The sequence below is a fragment of the Sandarakinorhabdus sp. genome, from assembly GCF_051860625.1.
GTDB lineage: Bacteria > Pseudomonadota > Alphaproteobacteria > Sphingomonadales > Sphingomonadaceae > Sandarakinorhabdus.
This window is the reverse complement of record NZ_JBHYDQ010000017.1, coordinates 25928-51821: the sequence shown is the minus strand read 5'-3', so window position 1 is coordinate 51821 and position 25894 is coordinate 25928. Positions and strand designations below refer to the sequence as shown.

The following is a 25894-nucleotide window of genomic DNA, read 5'->3' as shown; positions in this document are numbered from 1 at the left end:
CCCCCCAACCGAAACACAGTCGGCCATGATTGCCGAGTTGATCGCGCGCGAGCGCATTCGCGATTGCCTGTTCCGATATTGCCGCGGCATCGATCGCAGCGATGAAGCCATGTTGCGATCGGCCTATTGGCCGGACGGCACCGATGCCCATGGCCCCTATAATGGCAGTGCCAGTGGCTTCATCGATTGGGCGCTGCGTACCCTGCCCAGCATCGAGCGCGGCATTCACCAGATCCACAATATCCTGATCGATGTGCGCAGCGATGGTGCTGCCGTCGAAACCTATTTCTCTGCCTTCCAGCGCCAGCCGGGCACCGACGGGAAATTGACCCAATGGGACATGAAGGGCCGCTATCTCGACTGGTTTACCGAGCGGGATGGTGAATGGCGCGTGTTCAGGCGATTGGTGGTGTTCGACTGGATCGAGGAACTGCCCTTGCCGACCGCGTCCGAGGCCGACCGCTTCGGCGCCCGCCAACCGATCGGTGGACGCTTTCCGGACGATCCGGTCTACACCTTCTTCCAAGCGCGCCCAGCCAACCGGTCAGCCGCCATCGAGTGAGGCCAGCGCAGCGCGCGTGAAGGGCTTGATGTCGCTCAGGCGCCCCTCGCGGACCTTCGCGCCCCATTGTGCATCGCCGATCAGCGCACGGCCAACCGCAACGAGATCGACTTCGCCTGTCGCCAGCATTTCGTCCAGACGTGTCAGCCGGCTGCTGTCGGTGGTCGGGTCGTTGCCAACGCGGGTCACCAGGAAATCTTCATCCAGGCCCACCGAGCCAACCGTGATGGCCGGTTTGCCCGAAAGCTGCCGGGTCCATCCGGCCAGATTCATCGCGCTGCCCGCAAATTCGGGTTCCCAGAAGCGCCGGGTTGAACAGTGAAACAGATCGACGCCGGCTTCCACCATCGCCTTCAGGAAAGCCGCCAGCTGTGCCGGCGTTTCAAACAGGCGAGCGGCATAATCCTGCTGCTTCCACTGCGAAAATCGCAGGCAGATGGGAAAGCCGGGGTGGGTGCGACGACGGCATTCGGCCACGATTTCGGTGGCCATCAGCCAGCGATCGCGGCCCCAGGCATCGGCGCGGCTGTTGGTTGGACCCCACAAGAACTGATCGACCAGATAGCCGTGGGCAAAATGCAGTTCGATCCCGTCGAAGCCGATGGCCAGGGCGTCGGCTGCGCCGTCTCCATAGGCCGAAATTATGGCCCTTATCCGCGCGTCGCTCAGCACTTCGCCATTGGGATCGCCGGGCGCGAACAGGCCGGATGGCGATACGGCGGGGATATCGGGCGTATCGGTCAGATCCGGGCGGCGGGCGCTGCCGACATGCCAGAGCTGCGGAAAGATCTTGGCACCCTGCGCGTGCACCTGGGCCAGAACGGATTCCCAGCCCTTCAGCGCCGGCCCGTGAAACTGCGGGACGCCGCGTTCTGCCAAGGCCGCGGGATCGGCGATGCCGGTGCCTTCGGTGATGATCAGCCCGACACCGCCCGCAGCCCTTCGCCCATAATATGCGGCCACATCGGGACCGGGGATGCCGTTCGGGCTGAGCCGCCGGGTCATCGGTGCCATCACCAGGCGGTTCGGCAGGGACAGGGTGCCGATCTGCAACGGCTGGAACAGGTGCGGCAGGATCATGGCGATTCCGGACTGGAGCACGAGACGGCAATGCCCCACGATCCATGATGCGCAGGCAAATGCCACGGCGCGTGGCGGGGAGCCCGCGCTTATCATGTGGGCGATTGTGCGGATTGGCGTCTCGACCGGGACGGCAGTCGCTCCGGTGGCATCACATTTGTGATAAGATGTTCCTGCTGTTGTGTGCATTCCTGCTGAAGTTACGCTGTGCACAAAGGCCGGCAAGACATGGCCCCATTGGGAGGAAAGCATGGAGCGCAGGACGGTCAAATCCGCGTCCCGGACGCTCGAAGTCCTCGAGCTGTTCATGGACGAACGCAAGCCATTAAGGCTGAACGAGATCTACAAGGCGCTCGGCTATCCGCAATCGAGCGCGACCAACCTGCTCAAGAGCATGGTTCTGATGGGCTATCTGAATTATAACCGCGGCAGCATGACCTATCTTCCCACGATGCGGGTTGCAGCGCTGGGAAGCTGGTTGCCCAGCCTTATAAACGCTGAAGGTGGACTGGTCAGCCTGGTTGACGACATCCAGCGCCGCACCGACGAAACCGTGGGCCTCGTCGCCCAGAATGATCTGTATATTCAATATATCATGCTGAAGACGCCCGATCACGAGCACAAGATGGCGCCGGTGGAAGGGACCATGCGTCTGTTTGTCGACTCCTCTTCCGGGCTCGCCTTGATGAGCCGCATGCGTCAGCGCGAGATCGAGAAGATTTATCGTTATTCCCGCCATTATGGCCTCGGCGCTGATGCCCTTCCCAGCTTTGAGGACTTGATGCGCGAAGTACGCTGGACGCGGCAGGTTGGCTACGCTTACGTGCCGAAGCGGCCGACCCCACAATTGTCATCGATCGCCATGCCGTTGGATCAAAGCCTGTTCGGCATTCCGCTGGCCATTGGCGTTGGCGGCATGGCCGATCGCATCTCGCACGCCACCCAGCACATCATTCGGTCCATGACCGAAGCCATTGCAGACTTCCAGAAAAAGCAATTGCTCACTGACGAAGATACCGTGGCCGCCAAGTGCAATGCAGCGGCCAAACTTGTCAGCCAACCAATGGGGCAGAAATGGCAGACTGCAGCTGAAGCGGCGGTTGCAGTGGAGGCCTGAGACTTGACCCTGTCCCGCAAAATGTATCCGGTTTGAATGAGAGGAATCTGGCAAAATCGAAGCTGCTTTGAGCGGAGGATTTTGCTGATGAAGAAGTCGAAGTTCACAGGCGAGCAGATCGCGTTTTCCCTTCGCCAAGCGGAGGTTGGCACGCCCGTTGCCGAGATGGGCCGGAAGATGGGCCTATCCGAGGCCACCTGTTACCGCTGGAAGCAGCTGTATGGCGGCCTTGGGCCGTCCGAGCTGCGCAAGGTGCGCCAGGTGGAGGAAGAGAACCAGAAGCTGAAGCGGCTTGTTGCGGACCTCAGCCTCGACAGCGACCAGATTACAGATGGATCCGGTGGATCGATCTGCTGGGAGCCATGCTTCAGGAGGTTCCGGCAAAAAAATTTTAGCGCCTGGGCGGTGTCGGGAGATCGTGTATTGGGTGCAAAGCCAGTTCTGCGTCAGTGAACGCCGCAGCTATACTGCGCTGCGATGAGCGTGGCAGCCCGCCTACGAAGATCAGGGTGTACAACGGGCCGGAGTTCATCTCGCGGGCGCTTGATCATTGGGCCTACATCAATCGGGTGACCCTGGACTTCAGCCGGCTCGGCAAGCCCACGGACAACGCGTTCGTGGAATCGTTCAATGGCCGATTCCGCGACGAATGCCTGAACACGCATTGGTTCTTGTCTCTGGACGATGCCCGGGCCAAACTCGATGCGTGGCGAAGGGTCTTCAATGAGACCCGACCTCACACATCACTGGGGTTCATGACGCCAGCCGATAAAGCGCCAGATCTCTCATTCGGGCTGGATACGATCCCGGGACAGGGTCAATCCAGCCATGCTTAAAGTAGGAAAGGCGGCTCCGCTGAGCAGCGGCGTACAGATTTCCCAATGATTCCATTGCCCAGTTTTGTCCTCTTTGGTGCACCAGATACTCTGCCGACCCGCTAATGTTCGGGAAGCTATCGGACCTTTCCACCGAACAATTTACTTGTCGCATATGTGATGCAGGATTTGGGGCGTCTCTGGGGCTTCAGGCGAACTCAGGCACTCTTGGACCGGTTTCCCGGTTGGGCGTACCCCGACAGACGACGCAAGTTGCGCAACGACGGCTGAAGGCCCTCGACGATTGCAACCCGGTGTCAGGCGCCAAATAACCCCGGCGCGTAAGATGAAGGCAGCAATAGCTGTCGACAGCACTGTCAAACCTGCGTGTGATCAACTGTTTAGGCGCAGCAGCTCCAAGGGCTGGCAATCGGCCGGCCCGCGACAGCAGATATTCACCGACGCCTTCGATCCCGGCAATTGTCCAAGCATGTTGGCGGATGCTGCCGCCAAGGAATCTGGCCGGTGAATCCAGCCAGAGACGGCTTGCAACGAAAGAGAAACTTGATGATGATACCACGATGCAACCACGTCGGCATGCATCACGTACGAATGACAACACCAATGCGGCTTCTCAACGCAAATGGGGGGGACGGGCATGAAGATCGCAAATCTCATTCGAGTCGCGCTTCCGCCGATAATTTCGCTCGCGGTTGTCGGTTTTGTTGGCCATCGCGCCCTGCAAGCGGCGGACCACTTTGATCCGCCGGGGCGCACTGGTTCACCCGCCACGACGGTAGGCTTTGATGTCGCTGCTGATATCGCGGATCTTTATGCCTTTCACGATGCAGCCAACGTCTATCTGGCCATCGGCTTCGGCGGTCCATCGGCAACAAATCTGCCGGGGTTTTACGATCCCGACGTCTTGTACACGATCCACGTTTCCAATGAAGGATTGCGCGAGGATACCGAATTTCCGATCGAGATCCGCTTCGGGCGCGATGGTGTCAATCCCGGGATACAAGTGCGCAATCTGCCGGGCGGCGTCACGATCGAGGGGCCTGTGGAGCGCAACCTGACCAGTTCCAACGGCATCACGGTGCGGGCTGGCCTGTTTGACGATCCGTTCTTCTTTGATCCACAGGGGCTTACGGATTCACGGGCCACCGGCAACTTGTCCTTCAACAACCAGCGTGACCGGTTTGCAGGGCTCAACTCGACCTTTGTCATTTTGTCGATCCCGCGCGGGTTGATCGATCGGGGACAACCGCTCGACATCTGGACCTCGTCGGCACGCATCAGGGGGGCATCATGATGAACAGGGGATTTTCCACCTTCGTGTCCGTTGCGGCGCTCGCGGTCACGCTGTCTGCTTGTGGCAACGGCACGCCAGACTCCGCGGTGGCGGCACCTGCGCCAGCACCAGCACCAGCACCCGCGCCGACCCCGACTCCGCCAGCCACGTCGGCAAATTTCAATGTGGCGCCATGTCTTCGCCAGACCGTGGTGCCGGGGCGCACCGTAGCCAATCTGGTTGTGCCTGATGTGTTGCAACTCAACCTGACTCAGCCCGCCAACTTCCCGAACGGGCGGCGCTATCTCGACCCCGTGGTCGATTTGACGCTGGCGATGATTTTCCTCGATCTGCGGGTGCATGATATTGCAACCTTTGCGCGGCTCCCGGTCAATCCCAACGGCATTGACCAGCCCTTGCCAGATAGCTTCCCGTTCCTGGCGCCGCCGCTTGGCAATCCGCCCACGTCCGGCGGGGCCGGCAGCAACTTCGTCTTCCGCACCGATCCGGCTTCGGCCTATGTGCGGGTTGATCGCGCTGGCATGCCGGCCGTGGCCACGGCCTTGATTTCCGGCCCTCCCAACAGGAACAGTTACAATGATGACACACCGGCGATTGATCTCACCGGCAAGTGGGTTCCCGAATTGACAGCGACATTGACGATCCTGTCCAACCTTCTGGTCGACGATTTGGTCCGGCTCCAACTCACGCCCTGCGCTCTGCCAGGGTGATCAGCGCCGGCCCGCTATGACATCTGGTTCCGCCGCGCTGGCCGTACGACCGGCGTTGAAATGGGTTTTCGTGACCCTATTGGCGATCTTCGCCTTGTGGGCCTTGGAAGATCGCGTCAATCAACCGCCGGAGCCTATGGTTCATGTCTGGGAGGATTCGCCTTATTCATCGGTGAGCTTTGGCCGCAGCCATGTCCAGGCCATGAAGATGGTCGATGTCGGTGTTGCCAATGCGCAGGCGGCCGCCGACACCTACAGCGATCAATGGATGATGCACGAACGCCTGGCTGGCCAGTATCTGATGCGGGCAGCATTGTCGGGCTCGTTTGATGATTATGCTGGTGCCGAACGCGCCCTGACCGCGGCATTCAAGGTGGCGGTGCCGAAAAGCGGCCCGCACATGATGCACGCCAAGCTGGATTTCAGCATGCACCGTCTCGCGGGTGCAGAGGCCAATCTGGCGGCCATGGACCGCTATGCTGTCAGACCGGGCACTGGCGAACGCGCGGAAATGGCAGCGATGCGCGGCGATATCGCCTTCTATCGCGGCCAGTACAGGGACGCATTGGCGTTTTATGACCAGGCTGACGCCTTGGTGCCAGGAACTTCCATCTTCCGCCGGGCAATTTATGCGGCGCGCACTGGCGCGGTTGACCAGGCCGATGCGCTGTTTGCGCGTGAGATTGCCGAACAGCAACCGCCGGTCCCGCAGGTCCGCGCCTATCTGGAACTGCAGCGCGGCATACTTGATCTTGATCGCGGCCGGCTGAATGAGGCGATGGCGCATTTCCGCGACGCGGACCGCATCTTTCCCGGTCACTGGCTGATCGAAGAGCATATGGCCGAGGTGTTGACACTGCAGGGCAAGACGGGCGAGGCCGAGGTCCGCTACCGCGATATCGTCCGCCGCACCGGTCACCCGGAATTCCTCGATGCGCTGGCCGCCATTGCCGAACAGCGCGGCGATATTGTCGAGGCCAGGCGCCTTTATGCAGAGGCCTGGGTCATCTGGCAGCGGCGGATCGCGCAATTTCCGCAGGCTGCCTATGGCCATGCCATCGATCATTGCATCGCAAAACGCGATTGGCCGTGTGCGCTGCAGCTTGCCGAGAAAAATCACGCCGCGCGTCCGTTCGGTGAAGCAAAGGTGATCTTGGCACAGGCGTTGCTGGGCAACGGCCGCGCCGCCGAAGCCCGCACCCTGATCGAAGCAGTGCTGGCGTCCCCGTGGCGCACAGCCGATCTACACCGCGTTGCAGCGATGATTTATACGGCAACGGGCATGCCGACCGAAGCCGCAGCACAGGCAAGGCAGGCGCGCGCAATCAACCCACTGTCCTGAGAGGGCGTTCGGGCAAAGGCGGGGCCGTTGCCGGCGGATGTCAGCCTGTCCTGATGGCGGGATGCACCGCTTGCATTTTCATAGCCGGTTGGCATGTTGCACCAAGATTTACGCTTGGGGGACAACGACGTGCTGCAACTGCCGGTGATCCGATCCCTTGGCGTCGCCCTGATTGTCTGTTTCAGCGCCGCCGGTGCCGGGCAGGCGCAAACCGTACCTGGCGCCAGCGCAGCGCCGGCCAGTTTTGTCCCGGGTTCCGAGGCGTATCAATCCTTGCGCTATCGGCTGGTCGGCCCGTTTCGCGCCGGGCGCACCGTGGGGGCGGTCGGGATTCCCAGCCGGCCCAATATCTTCTTCGTGGGCGTCAACAATGGCGGTGTCTGGAAGACGGATGATTATGGGCGCAGTTGGCATCCGATCTTTGATGGGGCGCCAACCGGATCCGTCGGCGACATTGCCGTGTCCCCATCGCATCCGGACGTCCTCTATGTCGGCACCGGCGAAGGGCTGCACCGCCCCGATCTCAGCACGGGCGATGGCATCTTCAAGTCCGTGGATGGCGGCAAGACCTGGGCGCAGATCGGCCTGAAAGACGTCAGCCAGGTCGGCCGCATCATAGTGCATCCCACCAATCCGGCCATCGTCTATGTTGCCGGCATGGGCCACCCTTATGGCCCGAACAGCGAACGCGGCGTCTTCCGCAGCCGGGACGGCGGCGCGACTTGGGAAAAGACGCTTTACGTGAACGCCAACACCGGCGCGAACCGTATCGAGTTCGACCCCAACAATCCCGACATCCTCTATGCCAATCTGTGGGAGCATCGCGAGGGCCCCTGGGAGAATGCCCGGTTTTCGGGGCCGAACAGCGGGATGTACAAATCCACCGACGGGGGCACCACCTGGCGCAAGCTCACCGTCGGACTGCCGACAGCAGCCGATGGCCTGGACCTGACCGGCGTTGGCGTGGCGCCCGGCAATTCCAACCGTGTCTATGCCGTGGTCAACGCCGTGCAAGGTGGCGGCATCTACCGATCGGACGATGGCGGTGCGCGCTGGGCGCTGGTCAGCACAGACCGGCGCCTGTGGGGGCCGGATGGCGGCTTTGCGGAAATCATCGTGCACCCCGACGACGAGAACCGGGTGTTCGTCGCCAACACCGCCGCCTATCGATCGGAGGATGGCGGCAAGACCTGGGTCTCGCACAAGGGGGCGCCCGGCGGTGACGATTATCAGCGGATGTGGATCAACCCGCTGCAGCCGGATATCATGATCTATGCGGCGGACCAGGGCGCCACCATCACGGTGAACGGCGGGCGCACCTGGAGCAGTTGGTACAATCAGCCGACCGCGCAGCTTTATCATGTCTCCACCGACACCCAGTTCCCCTATTGGATTTATGGCGGCCAGCAGGAAAGCGGCGGGATCGGCATCGCCAGCCGCGGTAACGGCGGCCAGATCAGTTTCCGCGATTGGGTGGGGGTCGGCGCCGACGAATATGCCTATGTCGTGGCCGATCCGCTGAACCCCGATCTGATCTATGGCGGCCGGGTGGTGCGGTTCGACAAGCGCACCGGGCAGACCCGCAACATCGCCCCCGAAGCGCTGCGGTCAGGCAATTACCGGGTCAAGCGGTCAATGCCGTTGCTGTTTCATCCCGCCGATCCCAAGACACTTCTGTACGCGACCAACGTGCTGTGGAAGACCATGAACGGCGGTGAGAGTTGGTCGATCATCAGCCCCGATCTGTCCCGCGAACGGCCTGCCGTGCCCGAAAGCATCGGCGATTTCCGCACCCCGGCGCTGGCGACGATGGACAGGCTGGGGGTGATCTATGCCCTGGCGCCGTCGCCGCGCGACGTGAACATCATCTGGGCCGGTACCGATGACGGCCTGATCCACATTACCCGCGACGCTGGCCAGCGTTGGGCGGACGTGACGCCGCCGCCGCTGCGCGCCTGGGACAAGGTTTCCAGCCTGGATGCTGGCCACTTCGGCGCCGGCACTGTCTATGCGGCGATCAACGCCATAAGGCGCGACGACCTGCGACCGCATATCTACCGCACCCACGACGGCGGACGGCAATGGACGCGGGTCGTTACCGGCCTGCCCGATGATGGCCCGGTGAACGTCGTGCGCGAAGACCCGAAGCAACCCGGCCTGCTGTTCGCCGGTACTGAGCGCGCCGTGTATTTCTCGATCGACGATGGCGCCAACTGGCAGGAACTGCGCCTGAACATGCCGGCGACGTCGATCCGCGATCTTGTGGTTCACGAGGATGATCTCGTCATCGGCACGCATGGGCGGTCGATCTGGATCATGGACAATATGTCGATCCTGCGCGAACTTGCCGCCGCGCGGGGCAGCAAGGCCGTGCATCTGTTCAAGCCGGCGCGCGCGACGCGGGTCCGCGCGAACATGTACCTCGATACGCCGCTGCCGCCGGAAGAGCCGACCGGCGAGAACCCGCCCGATGGCGCGGCGCTGGATTATCTCCTGCCGGCCAAGGCCGCCAAGGTCACGCTGGAAATCCTCGACAGCCAGGGGACACGGGTTCGTATCTTTTCCAGTGACGACAAGCCGGAACTGCTTGACCCGGCAACCCTGCCACATCCGACCTACTGGATCCGGCCGCCACAGCGCCTCGCGACGACGCCTGGCCATCATCGCTTCGTCTGGGACCTGCGCTACGCTGCACCGAAGGGCGTGCGGCGCGGCTATGACATATCGGCGACCTATCGCAACACGCCCAGCGATCCTGTCGGGCCTTATGTGCTGCCCGGCCAGTATCGGGTGCGGGTGACGGCCGACGGCGTGGTGCGCGAGGCTGGGCTGGAGGTTCGGCTCGATCCGCGCGTGCGCGTGTCCAGCGAAGATCTGGCGCTGCAGGCCCGCCACAGCCTGCAACTGTTGCGGGCCAGCGAGACGGCACAAGCGTTGCGCGACACCGTTGATGCACGGCTTGCCAGCGCCACCACGGCCCGGCGCGACGCCTTGCTCCGCCTGCGCGGCGCCGGCGAGGCGGGAAATCCCGACACGAATTACGGCAGCATCACCGCATCACCGCCCGATCAGGAGACCATCGTCAGCCTGCAGGAGAAGCTGGTGTTCATGCTGAAGCTGTTGCAGCAGGCCGATGCCCGGCCAACGACCCAGGCGATCGAGGCCGTCAATGCGCTGCTGGCGCGGCTCGGCGATCTCGAAGCGCGTGTTGCAGCGCTCGGCGCGTCTTGAGTGGGGGGCGCAAGCAAATCAGATCTCGCGCATCAATGACAACGCCGCGCGCAGTCGATGATTACCGCGGTGCAGGCATGATATTGACCTCTGCAAGGTCATGATCGAAGCGGAACAGCAGATGACCGTGCTGGCGTTGACGGACAGCATAAGGCAGCGGCGCATGCGGCAAGCCGGCATCGCGGGCGGCACGGGCCAGGATGGTTTCGATGTAGCTGCCGTGCGGCCAGGCAGCGCAATAGCGGGCGCGGCCGTGGCACCACGAAGCAACGCGGCCATCATTGGCGACGAGCTCAGGCGCGGCGGGTCCTTCGACATGATCGAACCAGCCGCCGGCCTGCCAGCCATCGCCTTGCAGGGTCAACCGATCAGGCCAGCTTTCGCTCAGCGTGACGGTCAGGCCGAGCAGCGACGTCAATGGCCCGGGCGCGAGATTGTCGGGCATGGCAAAGTCGGTTGTGCGGCTGCCGGTGCGTGGTCCGATGACGATCTGGCCGGGGAACGCGGTCAGCGCCGCCACCAGCGCTTCCGGCACGATCGGCAGGCAGGGCACGACGACCAATGCATAGCTGGCCAGATCGGCGCCGGGCGGCACGATATCGATGTTGAGTCCCAGCCGGCGCAGCGCGCAATAGCAGGCAAAGGCGGCCCACAGCGCTGATCGCTGGCTGGCGCCCGGGCCGTGCGGTTGGATGTCGGTCATCCAGTCGGCTTCGTAGGCAAAGACAATCGCGGCCTGTTTGGGCGTGTCGGCATCCGTGGCGAGCGCCGCCAGTTCGCCCGCCACCTGCGTCACCTCGGCCAGCGCCGGTGCCGGCTGACTGTCCGGCCGCAGCAGCCCGGCGTGCATCTGCTCTTGCGCCTGGGGGAACTGGCGCCAGCGAAAATAGCTGACCAGCTCGGCACCGTGGGCAAAGGCTTCGAGCGTCCACAGCCGCACCATGCCGGGCAGCGGCGCCGGGTTGTGCCGCGCCCAGTTCACCGGGCCGGGCTGTTGTTCGAGCACGCCCCAGCGGCCACCGCGTGCGCAGCCGCGATAAAGATCATGGTGGAAGGCGGCGATATCGGGATGGCCCTGATGGGCAAAGCGGCGCTTGTCGTCCTCGCTGAACGGGAACATCTCGAGGAAACCCAGCGGATAACTGTCCCACCCCAGCACATCGAGATCGGCGGACAGCGCATGATGATCATAGGCCGTGAAAAAGCCCATGGCATTATGGGTGATGTCCCGCCCCGGCGACAGGCTTCGCAGCACATCGACCTGCGCCCGGTTGAAGGCCACCACCTGATCCGAGGAGAAGCGCCGGAACGCCAGCCAGTGCGCCGGATTGGCTTCGGTCACGGTCAGATTGGGCAGCTCGATCTCGGCGAAGCTGCGATAGTCCATGCTCCAGAAGACATTGCCCCAGGCGGTGTTCAGCGCCGCGATATCGCCATAGCGGGCGGCGCACCATGCCTGGAAACCGGCGCGGGCGGCCGGCGAATAGCTTTCCACCGTGTCGTGGCAGCCATATTCATTGTCGGTCTGCCAAGCGACCACGCCGGGGTGCTGGCCATAGCGCTGCGCCAGCGCGGCAGTGATGCGCACCGCCTCGGCACGATAGCCGGGATGGCTGAAGCAATAATGCCGCCGGGAGCCGAAGCCGCGGGTGCGGCCCTCGCGGTCCACCGCCAGCATGTCGGGCATCTGATCCACCAGCCATTTCGGCGGCGTGGCGGTGGGCGTGCCCAATATGATGCCCAAGCCGGCATCGTGCAGCACTTCGATGGCGCGATCCAGCCAGTCCCAATCATGGCGGCCGGGTTCAGGCTCGATCCGGGCCCAGGCGAATTCGCCGATGCGCACGCGGGTCAGGCCGGCGGCGACCATGCGGCGCGCATCCTCGGCCCACAGCGCCTCCGGCCAATGTTCGGGATAATAGCAGACGCCAAGCCGCATCGGTTCCATGGCGGCCACACTGGCCATGGGCGAGGGCGATGACAAGCCCGACGAAACCGGGTTACACAGCGGCAAAGGGGGAGGGGCATGCCAACAGATCTGGCCGGGGTCGACAGTGCGCTGCAGATTGCGGTGTTCGTTGGCCTGACGGCGCTGGTGGCGCTGCTGACCTGGTGGCAGGTGCGCCGAGCCAGCCATGACGGGTCCCGGCAGGATGTGTTTCTGGCCGGCAAATCATTGAGCTGGCCGTTCGTTGCCGGCTCCATCACGCTCACCAATCTGTCCACCGATCAACTTGTCGGCATGAATGGCAACCAGATGCTGCTGCTGGCCTGGTGGGAAATTGCCGGTTTTGTCGGGCTGATGGTGCTCGCCTTCGTGTTCGTGCCGCTTTATTATCGCTATAATTGCACGACGGTGACCGAATTGCTGGAGCGCCGCTATGAAGGCCGCTCGATCCGCACCCTGATCTCGGGTATTTTCCTGTTCGGCAATCTGCTCATCTATTTGCCGGCGGCGCTGTATTCGGGTGGGTTGTTCCTGCAATCCCTGTTTGGCACCGGCGTGTCATTGATGGGCTTTGCCATCGGCCTGGCGGTGATCAGCGCAGCCTATGCCATCTTCGGCGGCTTGCGCGCCGTGGCGGTGATGGATACGTTTTCCGGCGTCGGCATATTGGGCCTGGCGCTGCTGATTGTGGTGCTGGCGCTTGCGGCGGTGGATTGGGATATCGTGGCCGGCGTGCCGCCTGAGCGGCTGAGCATGATCGGCAGTGCGGGTAGCCCGATCCCCTTCCACACGCTGTTTACCGGCATGGCCTTCATCCAGATATTCTATTGGTCGACCAATCAGAACATCACCCAAAAGGCGATGGCGGCCCCATCCGTGGCGGAGGCGCGCAAGGGCGTGTTTGCTGCTGCCGCCATCCGCATCCTGGTGGTGCCGCCGATCGTGGTGGTGCCGGGTGTCGTGGCGTTCAAATTGTTCGGCGATGTCGGCGATGCCGCCTATGGCCGACTGGTTGCCGAGGTGCTGCCGCCGTGGCTGTCGGGCGCGTTCGCGGCGATGGTGGCGGCGGCGGTGATCACCACCTTTGCCGCGGTGCTGAATTCGACGATTGCGCTGTGGTCCGTGGATTTCCACGAACGCTTCATCGGTCCGGTGGCAAATCACTGGAAACTGGGCGCCGCGCTGTCGGTGGTGGCGACCAGCTTTGCGCTGTTGATGGTGCCGGTGTATCAGAATGCTGACAGCATCATCAATTTGCTGCAGCAATTGAACGGCTTGTCATCGATGCCGGTGCTGTCGGCGTTCATCGTCGGGCTGCTGTTTCGCGGCGTGCAGGCGCGGGCAGCGATTGCCGGCGTGGTGTGGGGCATCGCGCTTTATGGCCTCTTCAGTTTCTGGTGGCAGCCGCAGGGCCTCGTCACGCTGCATTATATCGACATGATGCCGATCACTCTGGGCACGTCCGTGCTGGCAGCGTTGCTGGCCAATCGCCTGTTGGGCGGGCGGGCGGCATGGCTGGGGTTCAGCCTGTTTCGGGGGCAGGCGTGACGGCGCGGCTGGCCGGCCTGCACGGCGATCAGTGGAGCCTGGTGCTGGAATGCCCTGACGGCGCCGCGCCAATCTGGCGCCATATCGGCGCGCGCGTCGATCCGGGCGAACTGCCGGCGCTGGCCGATCTGCGCGCCCCGGCGACATTCTCGCTGGAGGCGCCGGTCCCCATGACGGCCATCCCGGTGCCTGGCCTCGGCTGGTTCGGGCCATCGGCGCTGGCGCTGCGGGGGCCAGATGGCACGGCGCTGCCGGTGGCGTTCACGGACTGGACGGTGGCGCAAACCGAACAGAGCCTGACCATCACCGGGCATGACACCATCGCCGGCATTGCCTGCACGCTCAGCATGCGCCGGCTGCCGGGCGACGGTCTGAAACTGGAGACGGTGCTGGAAAACCGCTCGGGCGCGCCGGTGATGGTCGATCATCTCGCCAGTGCCGTGCTGCCGGCTCCCGACGGCATGGCGCGCATCATCGCCTGGCGCGGTCGCCATAATGCCGAGCTGGTCGAAACCGTCGCGGCCATGCCCGATCATGGCTGGAGCCGCGAAACCCGGACCGGTTTGCCCGGCCATGGCGGTCCGTGCGGCGCCGTGCTGCTGGGCACGGGCGCCGGCTGGCACGAAGGGCTGGTACTGGCGCTGCAACTGGCCTGGTCCGGCGATGCGCGGCTGGCCATCGAGCAGGACGAGGATGGCGGCCATGTCATCGCGGCGGCGGCGCTGCTGCAACCCGGCGAGGTGGTGCTGCCGCCCGGCGCCAGCCATGCGGCGCCGCCCTTGCTGCTGGCGCTGTCCAGCCGTGGCCGCAACGGCGCCATGGCGGCCATGCATGGCGCGGTGCGCGCGCGGCTGGCCTGGCCAGGCGGCGCGATGCAGCCGCGGCCGGTGCATCTCAACAGTTGGGAGGCCTGTTATTTCGCCCATGACGAGGCGCGCATTCGCCGTCTCGCCGATGCGGCTGCGGCCATCGGCGTGGAGCGCTTCGTGCTCGATGATGGCTGGTTCCAGGGCCGCAACGATGATCGGGCCGGGCTGGGGGACTGGACGCCTGACCCGTTGAAATACCCCGCCGGGCTGGCGCCGGTGGCCGATCATGTCCACGCGCTGGGCATGGAATTCGGGCTGTGGGTGGAACCGGAAATGGTCAATCCCGACAGCGATCTGTATCGCAGCCATCCGGATTGGGTGCTGGCGCTGCCGGGCCGGCCGCGACCCACCGCGCGGTATCAACTGGTGCTCGATCTGCGCCGGCCAGCGGTGGTCGATCATCTGTTCACGCGGCTGGATGCCCTGCTGCGCGAGGTTCGCATCGATTATCTGAAATGGGATCACAACCGGGCGCTGGCGCCAGCCGGCGGGGCCGGGCAGGTGGCGGGGCTTTATGCGCTGCTGGCACGGCTGCGGGGTGCGCACCCACAGGTGGAAATCGAAAGCTGTGCCGGCGGTGGTGGCCGCATCGATGCCGGCATTGCGCGCTTCAGCCATCGCTTCTGGACCAGCGACAATGTCGATGCGCTGGCACGCCTTCCGATCCAGCGCGGATTTCTGGCCTTCATGCCGCCCGAGCTGATGGGCGCCCATGTTGGTGCCAGCCCCAGCCACGCCACCGGCCGCACCCAGCCATTGGGCTTTCGCGCCGCCATCGCCGCGCAAGGCCATTTCGGCGTCGAGCTGGACCCAGAAGCGATGGACCCGGCCGAGCGCACCGAACTGGCCGACTGGATCGCCTTCTGGAAATCATGGCGGCCGATCATCCAGGGCGGGCAGGTGGTGCTGGGCGAAGGCGCGGATGGCCTGGTGTGGCAGGCGCAGGGGGATGGGCGGGATTGGCTGCTGTGGGTGATCCGCGCCGATCATGGCAGCGACCGCTTTGCCCAGCCGATCCCGCTGCCGTTCGCGGCCGGGCGGGATTGGCGGGTCGCATTGCTACGGCGCAGCGGCCAATCCGGCGTGCTCACCCCGCGCGCTGGGGCAATTTTCCAGACGATGCGCGACACGGCACAGCGCTTCACCGGCAGCTGGCTGGCCGGCGCCGGCCTGCCGGTGCCGGCGCTGGCCGCGCAAAGCGCCTTGATCTTTCATCTGCGGGCCGAACCCTGATGGCATGCACCGGCGACCAACCGTCATTCACACGGCGGCCTGCCGATACCTGCCGACCGGCGTTATGAACGCCCCGACCGGTTCGACTTCGGTGGCATCATGAATGATCTTCGGCCTTGGCGACAATGACTGGATTTTTGCCGGCGCCGGTACCAATCATCTGTTTGGTGATGCTGGCAACGATATGTTCGGCGGCGATGCGGGGACCGATAGGTTCGTGGTGACCTCGCCGGGTGATCGCGTGGTGGCAATGCTCGTCGCCGGAACAGTCACTGGCGGTTATGGCAATGGCTCAACGCTGACAACGATCGAAGCTGTCAGCGCCCGCGATGCGCGCTTTGCTGTCGAAAATCGCTCCATATGCTGGGCTGATGCAACGCAGGTGGTACCGGTTCAGCCCGCCACCACCGTCTGTTCGATGGCGCCGAAGATGCTGTGGTGGCGTTCATCGTGCATGTCGATGCGCACTGTCTCGCCCGGCGCCAGCCAGGCCGTGGCGGGTGCGCCCGACACGATGGTCTCCACCATGCGCTGCTCGGCAATGCAGGCATAGCCGCGGCCGCCTTGCGCGCACGGCTGCCCCGGGCCACCATCGGCGTCACGGTTGGAGACGGTGCCAGAGCCGATGATGCTGCCCGCCCCGATGCTGCGCGTCTTGGCCAGATGTGCAATCAAGGTGCCGAAATCGAAGGTCATGTCGGTATGCGTTTCGACCCGCCCGAACTTCTGCCCGTTGCGGTCGATCTGCAGCGTGCCGATCAACTTGCCATCCTGCCAGCTTGATCCCAGCGCGGCCGGCGTGATCAGCACCGGGGAGAGCGCACTGGCCGGCTTTGACTGCACAAAGCCGAAGCCCTTGGCCAGTTCGTCGGGAATCAGGCCGCGCAGGCTGATATCGTTGATCAGGCCAACCAGCCTTATGGCCGCCAGCGCTTCGTCGCGGCTGGCGCCCTGGCGGACATCGCCCGTCACGACCACCACTTCTGCCTCCAGATCAAGGCCCCACGCCGAATCATGAAACGGGATGGGCTCGCGCGGCCCCAGGAAATGATCGCTGCCGCCCTGGTACATCAGCGGATCGTGCCAGAAGCTGGCCGGCAATTCGGCACCGCGGGCGCGGCGGACCAGTTCGACATGGTTCACATAGGCGCTGCCATCGGCCCATTGATAGGCGCGGGGCAGGGGCGCTGCGGCATCACGCTCATGGAAGCGGGCGTGCGGCACGCTATCATGCGCCAACGACAGGGCAACGCCCTCCAGCACCGGCGCGGCGCGATCCCAATCGTCCAGCACGGATTGCAGGGTCGGATACATGGGCGGCGGCGCGGCACACCAGGCCAGATCATCGGAGACTACAACCAACCGGCCATCGCGGCCGGATTTCAATGAAGCGAGTTTCATGGTGACAGGCTGAACCGGATTTTCGTGGCGCGCAAGCCTTGGCGAGGGCGCCGGGCAAGCCAAAAATTCATAGGCGACAGATGCAGCGGCATGGCGGCTTCAATACACGTCCCGCCGCTCCAGATTGCGCTCTACCTCTGCCCGTGTCAGCCACAGCGGGCGGAAGCGTTGTTCGCTGATCAACGGGAGCTGGTCACTGCGGTGGGGGCTGCCCGGCTGGCTGCTGTTGCCATAGCTCATGGTGGCAATGGCGCGAATGGGTGTGGAGAATTCGATCAGGTTGACCCAGGTCTCGCCAGCCTGTGGCACACGGGTGGCGCCTTGCCATGGCCCCCAGGTGATGGTGCGGAACAGGCCAAGGCCGCCGAGACCGCCATTGCCGGGCGCCGAGGTTGCTTCGCCAGCGTTGAACCGGGAAACATCACCATAGGCCGGGTCGAGGCGGCCGAAGCGGGTTTTTACCTCCGCGGCGGCAGCCTTCAGCATGGCGGTGGCCGCCGAGGCGTCCCTGATGCCGTTGGGGGTGTTGACCGGATCGTCAAGCGTCCAGGCTATCGTGAAATTGGACTGGTCGCCCAGCCCCGGCCCGGCAAAGCGTTTCGCCCAGGTTTCAAACAGGATCGCCCCGCGGCTGTCGGGCTGAAAGCGGTTGTCCCACCCGGCCAGCAGCTCGCGCGCGGCGATCACGTCGCTATCCTGGCTGGCAGCGCTGGCGGCCAGCAGCGCGCCCTTCATGCGATCGGCCATCAGGCTGGTGGTGGTCAGCTTGCGGCGGGTGAATTCGGCGAAGCTGATCTTGTCGCTGCCCGCGAGCAGGCGCGCCGACATCTGCGCGCGCAGGCTCATCGGGTCGCTGCTGGCGACATGGGCGGGATAGTCCGCCGGCTTGATGACGCGGGGCAGGCTGTTCACCCAGGGCGTGTCGTTGGCATTCTGCACATAGCCGCCCGGCGGATCGAGGGCCTTGGGCAGCGATTCATAAGGCTCGATTTCGGTGGCGATCAGATCTGAACGATTGCCCGGCACCAGGCCCGCCCAAAAGGCGTGGCTGCCTCCGGTCTGGTGCCGGGGCAGGATGCCGTTGCTGATGTGGAAGACATGGCCGGCGCGATCGGCATAGACGATGTTGAAGCTGGGGATCTGCAACCGCTTCAGAACTGATTCGAAGCCATTGAAATCCTGCGCCTTGCCCATATCGAGATAGGCTTGCAGCACGCCAGGGCGATCGAGCCCGGCAATGCGCACGGCGATGACTTCGTCCCCGACATCAAACACCGGGCCGTGGACGCTGTGGCGCTGCACGAAGGTCTCGCGACGAAGGTTGCCATCGGGCTGCCGGATCAGCAGCGCTTTGGTGACGCGGCGAAAGGGCAGGGCCTTGCCGTCCAGCAGATATCTGTCCCCGGCCACTTCCAGCTTGTAGCGGGTCGCGCCCAGCATGTTGTTGACGGTATGGGTGAAACCCAGATTGTTGTTGAAGGCAAAGCGCAGCACCGGCAGCCCAACCTGGGTGGCGCCATAAACGCTGTAGCCTGGCGCATTGATCTGGGCTTCATAATAGGTCAGCAGCGACGGCGCCCACGGCAAGTGGGGATTGGCCAACAACATGGCCGCGCCGCTGGCGGAGCGCGCCGGTGCCACCGCCCAGCCATTGGAGCCGCCGGCATCCCCTTCGCCTGCGTCGCCGATACCGGTCGCGGTGAAGGCGGCCGGCGGCGTGAGCATGCGGGCCATCGGCGCCACATAGAGAAACTGCATCAGCCGGTGGGCATGGGCCATCACATCGATTCCGGTGATCGGCAGCACGCGTTTCAATTCGGCCGGCACATGATCCGGGTGGGCCGCGATATAGGCATTGATGCCGGCCGCAAACGCATCGAGATTGCTGCGCATCTGCGGGGTCTGCGCCTTGTACCAGGCCAGGCTGCGCGCGGGCGCATCATGGGCAATCAGATAGCGATCGAGCGGCGCATAGTCCGGCCCCCAATATTCCGCGGCCCGCGCGCGGCTTTCGCCATAGATTTTCAGCAGGATATTGCCGTGGCTGGCGGCCTGGGCCCAGCCGAAGCCCTTGAAGGCGCCGGCCTCGGTACTGGCCTCGATGTGGGGGACGCCCCATTTGTCCCACAAGACTTCGTCGGCCGATGCCGGGCTGGCGAGCATGGCGGCAAGCAGCAGAACAGGCAGTTTCATGGTCAAGTCCCCAGATACAGGCCCACAGCCTGCCGACAGGCGCGCGGCGGAACAAGCCGGAAAGTTCAGCCGGTTTTTCCGCACGGCCCCAGGCTGGCCATCGCATCGCGCCAATCCTTGGCCAAGGCTGGATCAGCAGCACCAGCGGCCGCGGGCAGGGTGCGCGGCAGGAAACAGGCGAGGCGATACCAGAGCAGCGTCTCGGGCGCGACGCGGCGGGCTGATTCGTCGATGATGTCGCCTTGCGCCACCAGCACGCGGCGCATTTCGCCGGGGCGATTTTGCACGACCAGCGTGGCCGGCTTGCCATCTGCGGTTGTCAGGAAGAACTGGCTCTCGCTTTCGCCCGGCACGGTGCCGTCGGCGCGGAAACCGTTCGAGACACTGCGGATGACCGGCACGTCGCCGGTGCGGGCTTCGCTGACGATGGCGCGAACCCGGTCCGCAAGCGCGAGTTCGTAGGGTTGCTGCCCGCGCCGCGTCGCGAGCCGGGTGGCACCGCCGGGTCCTGGTGCTTCCACGAACGCAATGACGTCCAGGCCCTTGGCGGCAGGCGGCCGTCCGCGGGCATCGACAGGCGCGTCCCACAGCCACTGCAGCGTGCCGCCCATGGCCCCGGGGGCAACCAGCACGTTGGAGACGGCAGCGGTGACCAGCAGCCGCATGCGACCTGCTGCCACACCTTCGCTCGCTGCACCGCGAACGCGATCAGCGCGGGCGATCGTGGCGCGCACGATTACCGGGCTGGTCAAGGCCAATTCGGCAACATCTGCGTAGCTGGAAAGCCGATCAGATTGGCTTGCCGGTGCCTGGCCTGGTGCTGACGCCGGTTGCGCACCAGCAGGGCCGGCGGCGCTAAACAGGACCGAAATCAGGGAGATGGACAGAATCACGCGCGACATCGTTTCAGTGTAGGCCAGCGATACCCCAGGCGCCAACCATGAGTGGTGCTGCAGTGCGGCCCGTCCGGGCCAAACCCTGTTACAAAGGGGGTGAATTGACGTAGCGACAGAGAAACAGGCGGGATTGTGGCAAAAAGCCGGTTGCTCCGGGGCGCGGCTTGGGGCTAGAGGTGCCACCGAGGGATCGGCGCAGGGTTTGAGGGGGGTCCTCTGTCCGCGGCTTTTCCCGTGTAATTTAGGGAGCCCAGACCAGCCATGTCATACATGGATTCGCCTGGAATGAGCAAAAACCGCCAGATGGCGTTGGTCGGGGTTGCCGTCCTGCACGTCATCCTCGGTTATGCCATCGTATCCGGTTTCGCCATTTCGATGGTCAAGAAAATCGTCGAGCCGCTGGAAGCGGTCAACGTGAAGGAAGAGGCGCCGCCGCCAGACGAGCCGCCGCCGCCTCCGCCCAAGGAAATCGAAATTCCGCCGTATGTGCCGCCGCCAGAAGTGACGGTGCAGCAGGACGCTGCCCCGGTCATCACGACGCAGACGACCGTGGCGCGGCCCAACCCGCCGGTTGTGGCGCCGCCAGCGCCGCCAGCGCCGCCGGCCGCCGTTGGCCCGACCACGCCGGCGACGGCGCGCGGCCGTGGTAACGTGATCAGCGAAGACGATTATCCGAGCGCGTCGCGCGCCGCCGAAGAAGAGGGCGTTGTACGTGTCTCTTATGTTGTCGAAGCGGATGGTCGCGTGCAGACTTGCGAGATCACGCAGTCGAGCGGCTTCAGGCGGTTGGATGAGCAGACCTGCTCGATCATCAAGCGCCGGTTCCGCTTCAACCCGGCGGTCAAGGACGGCACGCCAGTTGCCGAGCGCAAGACTCAGCCAGTGCGCTGGCAGTTGACCAACTGATCCTGTAAAATCCGGCCTGGCGCGGTGCCAGGTCGGGTCTTGCTACACAACCGACTTTACCGAACAATCTGCAACGATAACCGAGGGAAAAGAACATGCAGACCGAAACCGCCGAGAATCCATATGGCCTTATCGCAGCGCTCGAACAGGGGGGCGTGATCGCTTGGGCCGTGTTCCTGCTGCTGGTGTTCATGTCGCTCTACAGCTGGTTCATCATCATCACCAAGTATCTGGATCAGCGCAAGATCAACGCCGAAGCTGCTGAACTGGAAAAGAAGTTCTGGACGGCGCCTGATCTGAAGACCGGTGCGTCCAAGCTGGACAAGAATTCCCCGTTCCGCCAGATCGTGGACGATGGCCTGCGCGCCTCTGATCACCATGAAGGTCGCCTGACCGACAAGATCGATCAGCACGAGTGGGTGACGATGGCTCTGAACCGTTCGGTTTCGGCCATCAACGGCAAGCTGACCACCGGCTTCTCGTTCCTGGCGTCGGTCGGCTCGACCTCGCCGTTCGTCGGTCTGTTCGGCACCGTGGTCGGCATCTACCGCGCCCTGATCAACATCGGTCTGGCTGGTCAGGCCTCGATCGACAAGGTTGCCGGTCCGGTCGGTGAAGCTCTGATCATGACCGCGCTGGGTCTGGCCGTGGCCGTGCCCGCCGTGCTTGGCTACAACTGGCTCGTCCGTCGCAACAAGGACATTGCCGATCGCCTGAACAACTTCACCGCCGACGTGCATGGTGCCCTGGTGTCCGGTGCCCGCATTGAGCGTCCGAAGATGGCGATTGGTGCTGCTCCCGCCGCTGCTCCGGCTGCTCCGGTCAAGCGCTGAACGGTCTGATCGCCGCCTGAAACGGGAGACAGACAAATGTCAATGAGTGTTGGATCGTCGGACGGCGACGAGAATGCACCGATGAACGAGATCAACACGACGCCCCTGGTGGACGTCATGCTGGTGCTCCTCATCATCTTTCTCATCACCGTCCCGGTCGTGATCCAGACCGTGCCGCTCACCCTGCCGACCGTGACCAACCTGCCGACCACGACCAAGCCGGAAAATGTGCTTATTTCGGTGGACAGCAACTGCGAGACCTATTGGGGCCAGACCCTGGTGACCACCAAGCAGGAGTTGTTGGATCGTGGCGTCAGGGCGCTTAAGGACGAGATTGCCCGCCAGGAAGCCCTTGGCAGCAAGATCGAACTGCCGGAGGTGCATATCCGCGGTGACAAGGATGTGGCCTATCGGTGCGTCGGCGGTGTGGTGTTCACCATGCAGCGCGCCGGCTTCCTGAAGGTCGGGTTCATTTCGGAACCGGTCGCCGGCTATGTGACGCGCGATTTCTAATATGCGATGGGTGGCCGGCCCGGTGCCGGTCACCATGACAATACGGAGAATGCGCCATGGCCATGTCAGTGGGCAGCAAGGACGAAGACGCCCCGATGGGCGAAATGAACACGACGCCGCTGATCGACGTCATGCTCGTTCTGCTCATCATGTTCATCATCACCATTCCGCCGCAGACCCACGCCGTGAAGCTGGATCTGCCGCCGCCCAACCCGAACCCAAGCAATGTTGATCCTGTGTTCAATCAGGTCGACATTGATTTCCTCGGCAACGTCTATTGGAACAAGACCGAGGTTACCCTGGAAACCCTCATGGGTTATCTGAAGCAGGCAGCGGCCATGCCATCGCAACCGGAACTGCGTTTGCGCCCGGAAGCAGAAGCCAGGTACGAATTGGTCGACCAGGTGATGGCGGAAGCGCAGCAGGCTGGGATTGAAAAAATGGGCTTCGTGGGCAACGAAGCTTACGCCAACTGATCATAGCCGGGCGGGCGCGTAGCGCAGCTATTTGCCGGCTCCGGCACCATCGGTCAGCGGGAAGAAAAGGGCGGCTCTCCAGCCGCCCTTTTTCTTGTCCGTCTGACAGTTCGGTTCTGCCGCGCTGTTCTTCGCCTCATGCCCTCGCGGCTGCCAGACAAGCACCCGCGTTCCCCTTGCACCTGTGGCCAGAGGGATTTGTTTTGGCAGCTTTCGCATCGCGCTTGCCGCGGCTAGCCTACCACAAAATCGGGAGACTTCAGATGGCCAATTTGCACGGCAAGACCGCCCTCGTCACTGGTGCAGCCTCTGGCCTTGGCGCTGCAGCAGCATGGGCGCTGGCTCGATCCGGCGCGGCCGTCCTCCTCACCGATCGCGACCTGGCCGGTGAAGAAGTGGCCGTTGCGATGGCGGATCAGGGCCTGAAGGCGGCATTCCGCCTGCATGATGTCACCAGCCACCCCGACTGGGCGGCTGCGGTGGAGGAAGCCGTCGATAGGTTTGGCCGTCTCGACATCCTGGTCAACAATGCCGGCATCGCCGGCGGGCGCCACGAGTTGATGGACCACAGCTTCGATGCGTGGCGGCAGGTCCTCAGTGTCAATCTGGATGGCGTGTTCCTCGGGCTGCGCCATGCCGGGCCGCGCATCGCTGCGGCCGGCGGGGGCAGCGTCATCAATGTCAGCTCGATCCTCGGCAAGGTCGGCATGGCCGGCGCCGCGGCTTATTGTGCTTCAAAGGGCGGGGTGACGTTGCTGACCAAGGCTGCCGCGCTGGAGTGGGCGCCGCACAATATCCGCGTCAACAGCATCCATCCCGGTTTCATCGACACCCCCCTGGTGGCGAATGCACTTGCGGACCGCGATGATGGCAATGAAATGCGGGTGGCGTTGATGGCGGCGCACCCGATGGCGCGGTTTGGCATGCCCAAGGAAATCGGCGAGGCGATCCTGTTTCTGGCCAGCGATGCGTCCAGCTTCATGACCGGCGCCGAACTGGTCGTTGACGGCGGCTATACGGCACAATGATGGATCAGGCAGCGACCTGGTCGAATTGCAGCCGCGCCAGCCGCGCATAAAGCCCGCCGCCAGCCAGCAGGCTGTCGTGGGTGCCGGTGGCAACGATGCGCCCCTTGTCCATCACCACGGTGCGGTCCGCATTGCGCACCGTCGCGAGGCGATGGGCAATGACCAGCGTGGTGCGATCCTTCATCAGCTCATCGAGCGCGGCCTGCACCAATCGCTCGCTTTCGGCATCCAGGGCGCTGGTGGCTTCATCGAGCAGCAGGATCGGCGCGTTGCGCAAGATGGCGCGGGCGATGGCAACGCGTTGGCGCTGGCCGCCGGACAGGCGCGTTCCACTTTCGCCCAGATAGCTGTGGATGCCCTCTGGCAGCTCCCGCAGGAAGCTGTCGGCGTGGGCGGCTTCGGCGGCGGCCCACACTTCGGCCTCGCTGGCATCGGGGCGGCCATAACGGATATTTTCCAGGGCACTGGCCGCGAAAATCACGGTTTCCTGCGGCACCACGGCAATCCGTTCACGGATGGCGTGGGGGTCAGCGTCGCGATAGCTAATGCCATCGATCCGCAGATCGCCGCGCGCGGGATCATAGAAACGCTGCACCAACTGGAAGAGCGTGGATTTGCCGGCGCCCGATGGTCCGACCACGGCGACCGTTTCGCCGGGCGCAATATGCAGCGTGAAGCCATCCAGCGCCGGCGTATCGGGCTTGGAGGGATAATGGAAATGGACATCGTTGAGCTCAAGGCGCCCCTGCGCATTTGCCGGCAACGCCACCGGATGGGCCGGCGCGCGGATCATCGGGCGTGCGGCCAGCAATTCCTCCATGCGGCCCGATGCGCCGGCGGCCCGCATGAAATCACCATAGACTTCGGTGAGCGTGCCGAAGGCGCCCGCCACGATGGCGGCAGCGAACACGAACGCTGCGATGGAACCACCGGACAAGGTGCCGGCAATCACATCAAGCGCCCCTTGCCACAGCACCAGCGTGATCGCACCGAACACCAGCGTGATCACCAATGCCGTCATGATCGCGCGCAAGCGCATGCGGGTCTTGGCGGTGGCAAAGCTGCGCTCCACGCCGGCAGCAAAGCGCGCGGCCTCGCGGTTTTCCTGGGTGAAGGCCTGCACGATGCGGATGGCGCCGAGCACTTCAGAGACCATGGTGCCCAGATCCGCAACGCGATCCTGGCTGGTGCGCGACACATCGCGCACTTTGCGGCCGAGATAGAGGATCGGCAGGATCGTCAGCGGGATGACCAGCATCATCAGCAAGGTGAGACGCGGCGACACCCAGAACATATAGGCGATCCCGCCAACGCCCATCACGCTGTTGCGCAGCGCCAGGCTGACCGAAGTGGCCACCACCTGTTCGATGATCGCCGTATCCGACGTCAGCCGGCTGGCGATTTCGGACGGCCGGTTCTCTTCGAAGAATACTGGATCCAGCCCAACGAGGTGACGCTGCACGGCGGTGCGCAGATCAGCAACCACGCGCTCCCCGATCCACGTAACGAAGTAAAACCGCACGGCGGTGGCGAGGCCGAGCATGGCGACGAGGCCCAGGAAGATGGTGAAAAACGGGCGGATGGCGTCGGGATCGCTGCCACGCGAAAAGCCGTTGTCCACAACCATTTTCAGCCCTTGCGGGATGGCGAGCGTGGTGAGCGCTGCCACCACCAGCGCCGTCAACGCGGCAACAAGCTGCCACGGATAGGCCTGGGCAAAGCGCCACAACAGCCGCAGCCGGGACAATTTGCGTTCACCCACTGGCGGCAGCGGCGGTTTGGGCGGACGGGGAGCCATGCCGGCTGATAACAGGCGTTTGAGTGATGCTCAATGCTTGTGGTGGCGGCTGCGGCGTTCGGGGCCGACGATAGTGCACA

20 protein-coding genes and 3 pseudogenes are annotated in these 25894 nt (G+C 64.0%); 16 read left to right on the top strand and 7 right to left on the bottom strand.

The window, feature by feature from the left end; all coding sequences use genetic code 11:
- Window positions 1-25: 25 nt before the first annotated feature.
- A complete protein-coding gene (locus ACTIEZ_RS14185) occupies window positions 26-562 on the top strand; it encodes a nuclear transport factor 2 family protein (RefSeq protein ID WP_439547336.1) in 537 nt (178 codons plus the stop codon).
- On the opposite strand, the gene ACTIEZ_RS14180 is transcribed toward ACTIEZ_RS14185, so the two are convergent.
- A complete protein-coding gene (locus tag ACTIEZ_RS14180) occupies window positions 545-1642 on the bottom strand; it encodes an NADH:flavin oxidoreductase (protein WP_439547335.1) in 1098 nt (365 codons plus the stop codon). The genes ACTIEZ_RS14185 and ACTIEZ_RS14180 overlap by 18 nt on opposite strands.
- A gap of 250 nt (window positions 1643-1892) precedes the next feature.
- Here ACTIEZ_RS14180 and ACTIEZ_RS14175 point away from each other — a divergent pair, with 250 nt between their 5' ends.
- The 3 genes and pseudogenes from ACTIEZ_RS14175 to ACTIEZ_RS14165 all read left to right on the top strand — a co-directional run.
- Window positions 1893-2759: an IclR family transcriptional regulator gene (locus ACTIEZ_RS14175; RefSeq protein WP_439547334.1), complete on the top strand. Its 867-nt coding sequence runs from the start codon at window positions 1893-1895 to the stop codon at window positions 2757-2759.
- A gap of 87 nt (window positions 2760-2846) precedes the next feature.
- A pseudogene (locus ACTIEZ_RS14170) lies at window positions 2847-3092 on the top strand (transposase); the annotation flags it as partial.
- 182 nt (window positions 3093-3274) lie between these two features.
- Window positions 3275-3595 (top strand): annotated as a pseudogene (locus ACTIEZ_RS14165) (integrase core domain-containing protein); the annotation flags it as partial.
- A 372-nt stretch (window positions 3596-3967) separates the two neighbouring features.
- Here the strand turns inward: ACTIEZ_RS14165 and ACTIEZ_RS14160 are convergent.
- Window positions 3968-4177, bottom strand: coding sequence for a hypothetical protein (locus ACTIEZ_RS14160; protein ID WP_439547333.1), 210 nt, complete (start codon window positions 4175-4177; stop codon window positions 3968-3970).
- Window positions 4178-4232: 55 nt separating this feature from the next.
- Here ACTIEZ_RS14160 and ACTIEZ_RS14155 point away from each other — a divergent pair, with 55 nt between their 5' ends.
- The 4 genes from ACTIEZ_RS14155 (at window position 4233) to ACTIEZ_RS14140 (ending at window position 10172) form a co-directional block, all read left to right on the top strand.
- The gene (locus ACTIEZ_RS14155; protein ID WP_439547332.1) at window positions 4233-4889 is read left to right on the top strand and encodes a hypothetical protein; all 657 of its coding nucleotides are present in this window, start codon (window positions 4233-4235) and stop codon (window positions 4887-4889) included.
- Window positions 4886-5599, top strand: a complete 714-nt coding sequence (locus ACTIEZ_RS14150) for a DUF4331 family protein (RefSeq protein ID WP_439547331.1) — start codon at window positions 4886-4888, stop codon at window positions 5597-5599. The genes ACTIEZ_RS14155 and ACTIEZ_RS14150 overlap by 4 nt, the downstream gene beginning before the upstream one ends.
- 16 nt (window positions 5600-5615) lie before the next feature.
- A complete protein-coding gene (locus tag ACTIEZ_RS14145; RefSeq protein ID WP_439547330.1) occupies window positions 5616-6941 on the top strand; it encodes a tetratricopeptide repeat protein in 1326 nt (441 codons plus the stop codon).
- 114 nt (window positions 6942-7055) lie between these two features.
- Window positions 7056-10172 (top strand): WD40/YVTN/BNR-like repeat-containing protein, encoded by a 3117-nt coding sequence (locus tag ACTIEZ_RS14140; protein WP_439547329.1) that lies wholly within the window; start codon window positions 7056-7058, stop codon window positions 10170-10172.
- A 61-nt stretch (window positions 10173-10233) separates the two neighbouring features.
- On the opposite strand, the gene ACTIEZ_RS14135 is transcribed toward ACTIEZ_RS14140, so the two are convergent.
- Entirely contained in the window at window positions 10234-12138 is a 1905-nt protein-coding gene (locus ACTIEZ_RS14135; RefSeq protein WP_439547328.1) for a beta-galactosidase, read from the bottom strand.
- Window positions 12139-12198: 60 nt separating this feature from the next.
- On the opposite strand from ACTIEZ_RS14135, the gene ACTIEZ_RS14130 reads away from it, so the two are divergent.
- The 3 genes and pseudogenes from ACTIEZ_RS14130 to ACTIEZ_RS14120 all read left to right on the top strand — a co-directional run.
- The gene (locus ACTIEZ_RS14130; protein ID WP_439547327.1) at window positions 12199-13668 is read left to right on the top strand and encodes a sodium:solute symporter family transporter; all 1470 of its coding nucleotides are present in this window, start codon (window positions 12199-12201) and stop codon (window positions 13666-13668) included.
- On the top strand, window positions 13632-15770 hold the full coding sequence (locus tag ACTIEZ_RS14125; protein WP_439547326.1) for an alpha-galactosidase: 2139 nt from the start codon (window positions 13632-13634) through the stop codon (window positions 15768-15770). The genes ACTIEZ_RS14130 and ACTIEZ_RS14125 overlap by 37 nt, the downstream gene beginning before the upstream one ends.
- A 103-nt stretch (window positions 15771-15873) precedes the next feature.
- Window positions 15874-15972 (top strand): annotated as a pseudogene (locus tag ACTIEZ_RS14120) (hypothetical protein); the annotation flags it as partial.
- A gap of 191 nt (window positions 15973-16163) precedes the next feature.
- On the opposite strand, the gene ACTIEZ_RS14115 reads toward ACTIEZ_RS14120, so the two are convergent.
- The 3 genes from ACTIEZ_RS14115 to ACTIEZ_RS14105 all read right to left on the bottom strand — a co-directional run bounded on the left by ACTIEZ_RS14115 (window position 16164) and on the right by ACTIEZ_RS14105 (window position 20116).
- On the bottom strand, window positions 16164-17171 hold the full coding sequence (locus ACTIEZ_RS14115) for a fumarylacetoacetate hydrolase family protein (protein ID WP_439547325.1): 1008 nt from the start codon (window positions 17169-17171) through the stop codon (window positions 16164-16166).
- 99 nt (window positions 17172-17270) lie between these two features.
- Entirely contained in the window at window positions 17271-19364 is a 2094-nt protein-coding gene (locus ACTIEZ_RS14110) for a penicillin acylase family protein (protein ID WP_439547324.1), read from the bottom strand.
- Window positions 19365-19429: 65 nt separating this feature from the next.
- Window positions 19430-20116, bottom strand: coding sequence for a hypothetical protein (locus tag ACTIEZ_RS14105; RefSeq protein ID WP_439547323.1), 687 nt, complete (start codon window positions 20114-20116; stop codon window positions 19430-19432).
- Window positions 20117-20545: 429 nt separating this feature from the next.
- Here ACTIEZ_RS14105 and ACTIEZ_RS14100 point away from each other — a divergent pair, with 429 nt between their 5' ends.
- From ACTIEZ_RS14100 to ACTIEZ_RS14080, 5 genes are all read left to right on the top strand, one after another.
- A complete protein-coding gene (locus tag ACTIEZ_RS14100) occupies window positions 20546-21166 on the top strand; it encodes an energy transducer TonB (protein WP_439547322.1) in 621 nt (206 codons plus the stop codon).
- A gap of 95 nt (window positions 21167-21261) precedes the next feature.
- A complete protein-coding gene (locus ACTIEZ_RS14095) occupies window positions 21262-21999 on the top strand; it encodes a MotA/TolQ/ExbB proton channel family protein (protein ID WP_439547321.1) in 738 nt (245 codons plus the stop codon).
- Between the two features lie 42 nt (window positions 22000-22041).
- Window positions 22042-22512 carry an ExbD/TolR family protein gene (locus ACTIEZ_RS14090; protein WP_439547350.1) on the top strand — a complete coding sequence of 157 codons (471 nt, stop codon included), beginning with the start codon at window positions 22042-22044 and terminating at the stop codon, window positions 22510-22512.
- Window positions 22513-22568: 56 nt separating this feature from the next.
- Window positions 22569-22988, top strand: coding sequence for an ExbD/TolR family protein (locus ACTIEZ_RS14085; protein ID WP_439547320.1), 420 nt, complete (start codon window positions 22569-22571; stop codon window positions 22986-22988).
- Window positions 22989-23251: 263 nt separating this feature from the next.
- Window positions 23252-24016, top strand: coding sequence for an SDR family NAD(P)-dependent oxidoreductase (locus ACTIEZ_RS14080; protein WP_439547319.1), 765 nt, complete (start codon window positions 23252-23254; stop codon window positions 24014-24016).
- Between the two features lie 4 nt (window positions 24017-24020).
- Here the strand turns inward: ACTIEZ_RS14080 and ACTIEZ_RS14075 are convergent, their stop codons facing one another.
- Window positions 24021-25814, bottom strand: coding sequence for an ABC transporter transmembrane domain-containing protein (locus tag ACTIEZ_RS14075; protein ID WP_439547318.1), 1794 nt, complete (start codon window positions 25812-25814; stop codon window positions 24021-24023).
- Window positions 25815-25894 lie beyond the last annotated feature (80 nt).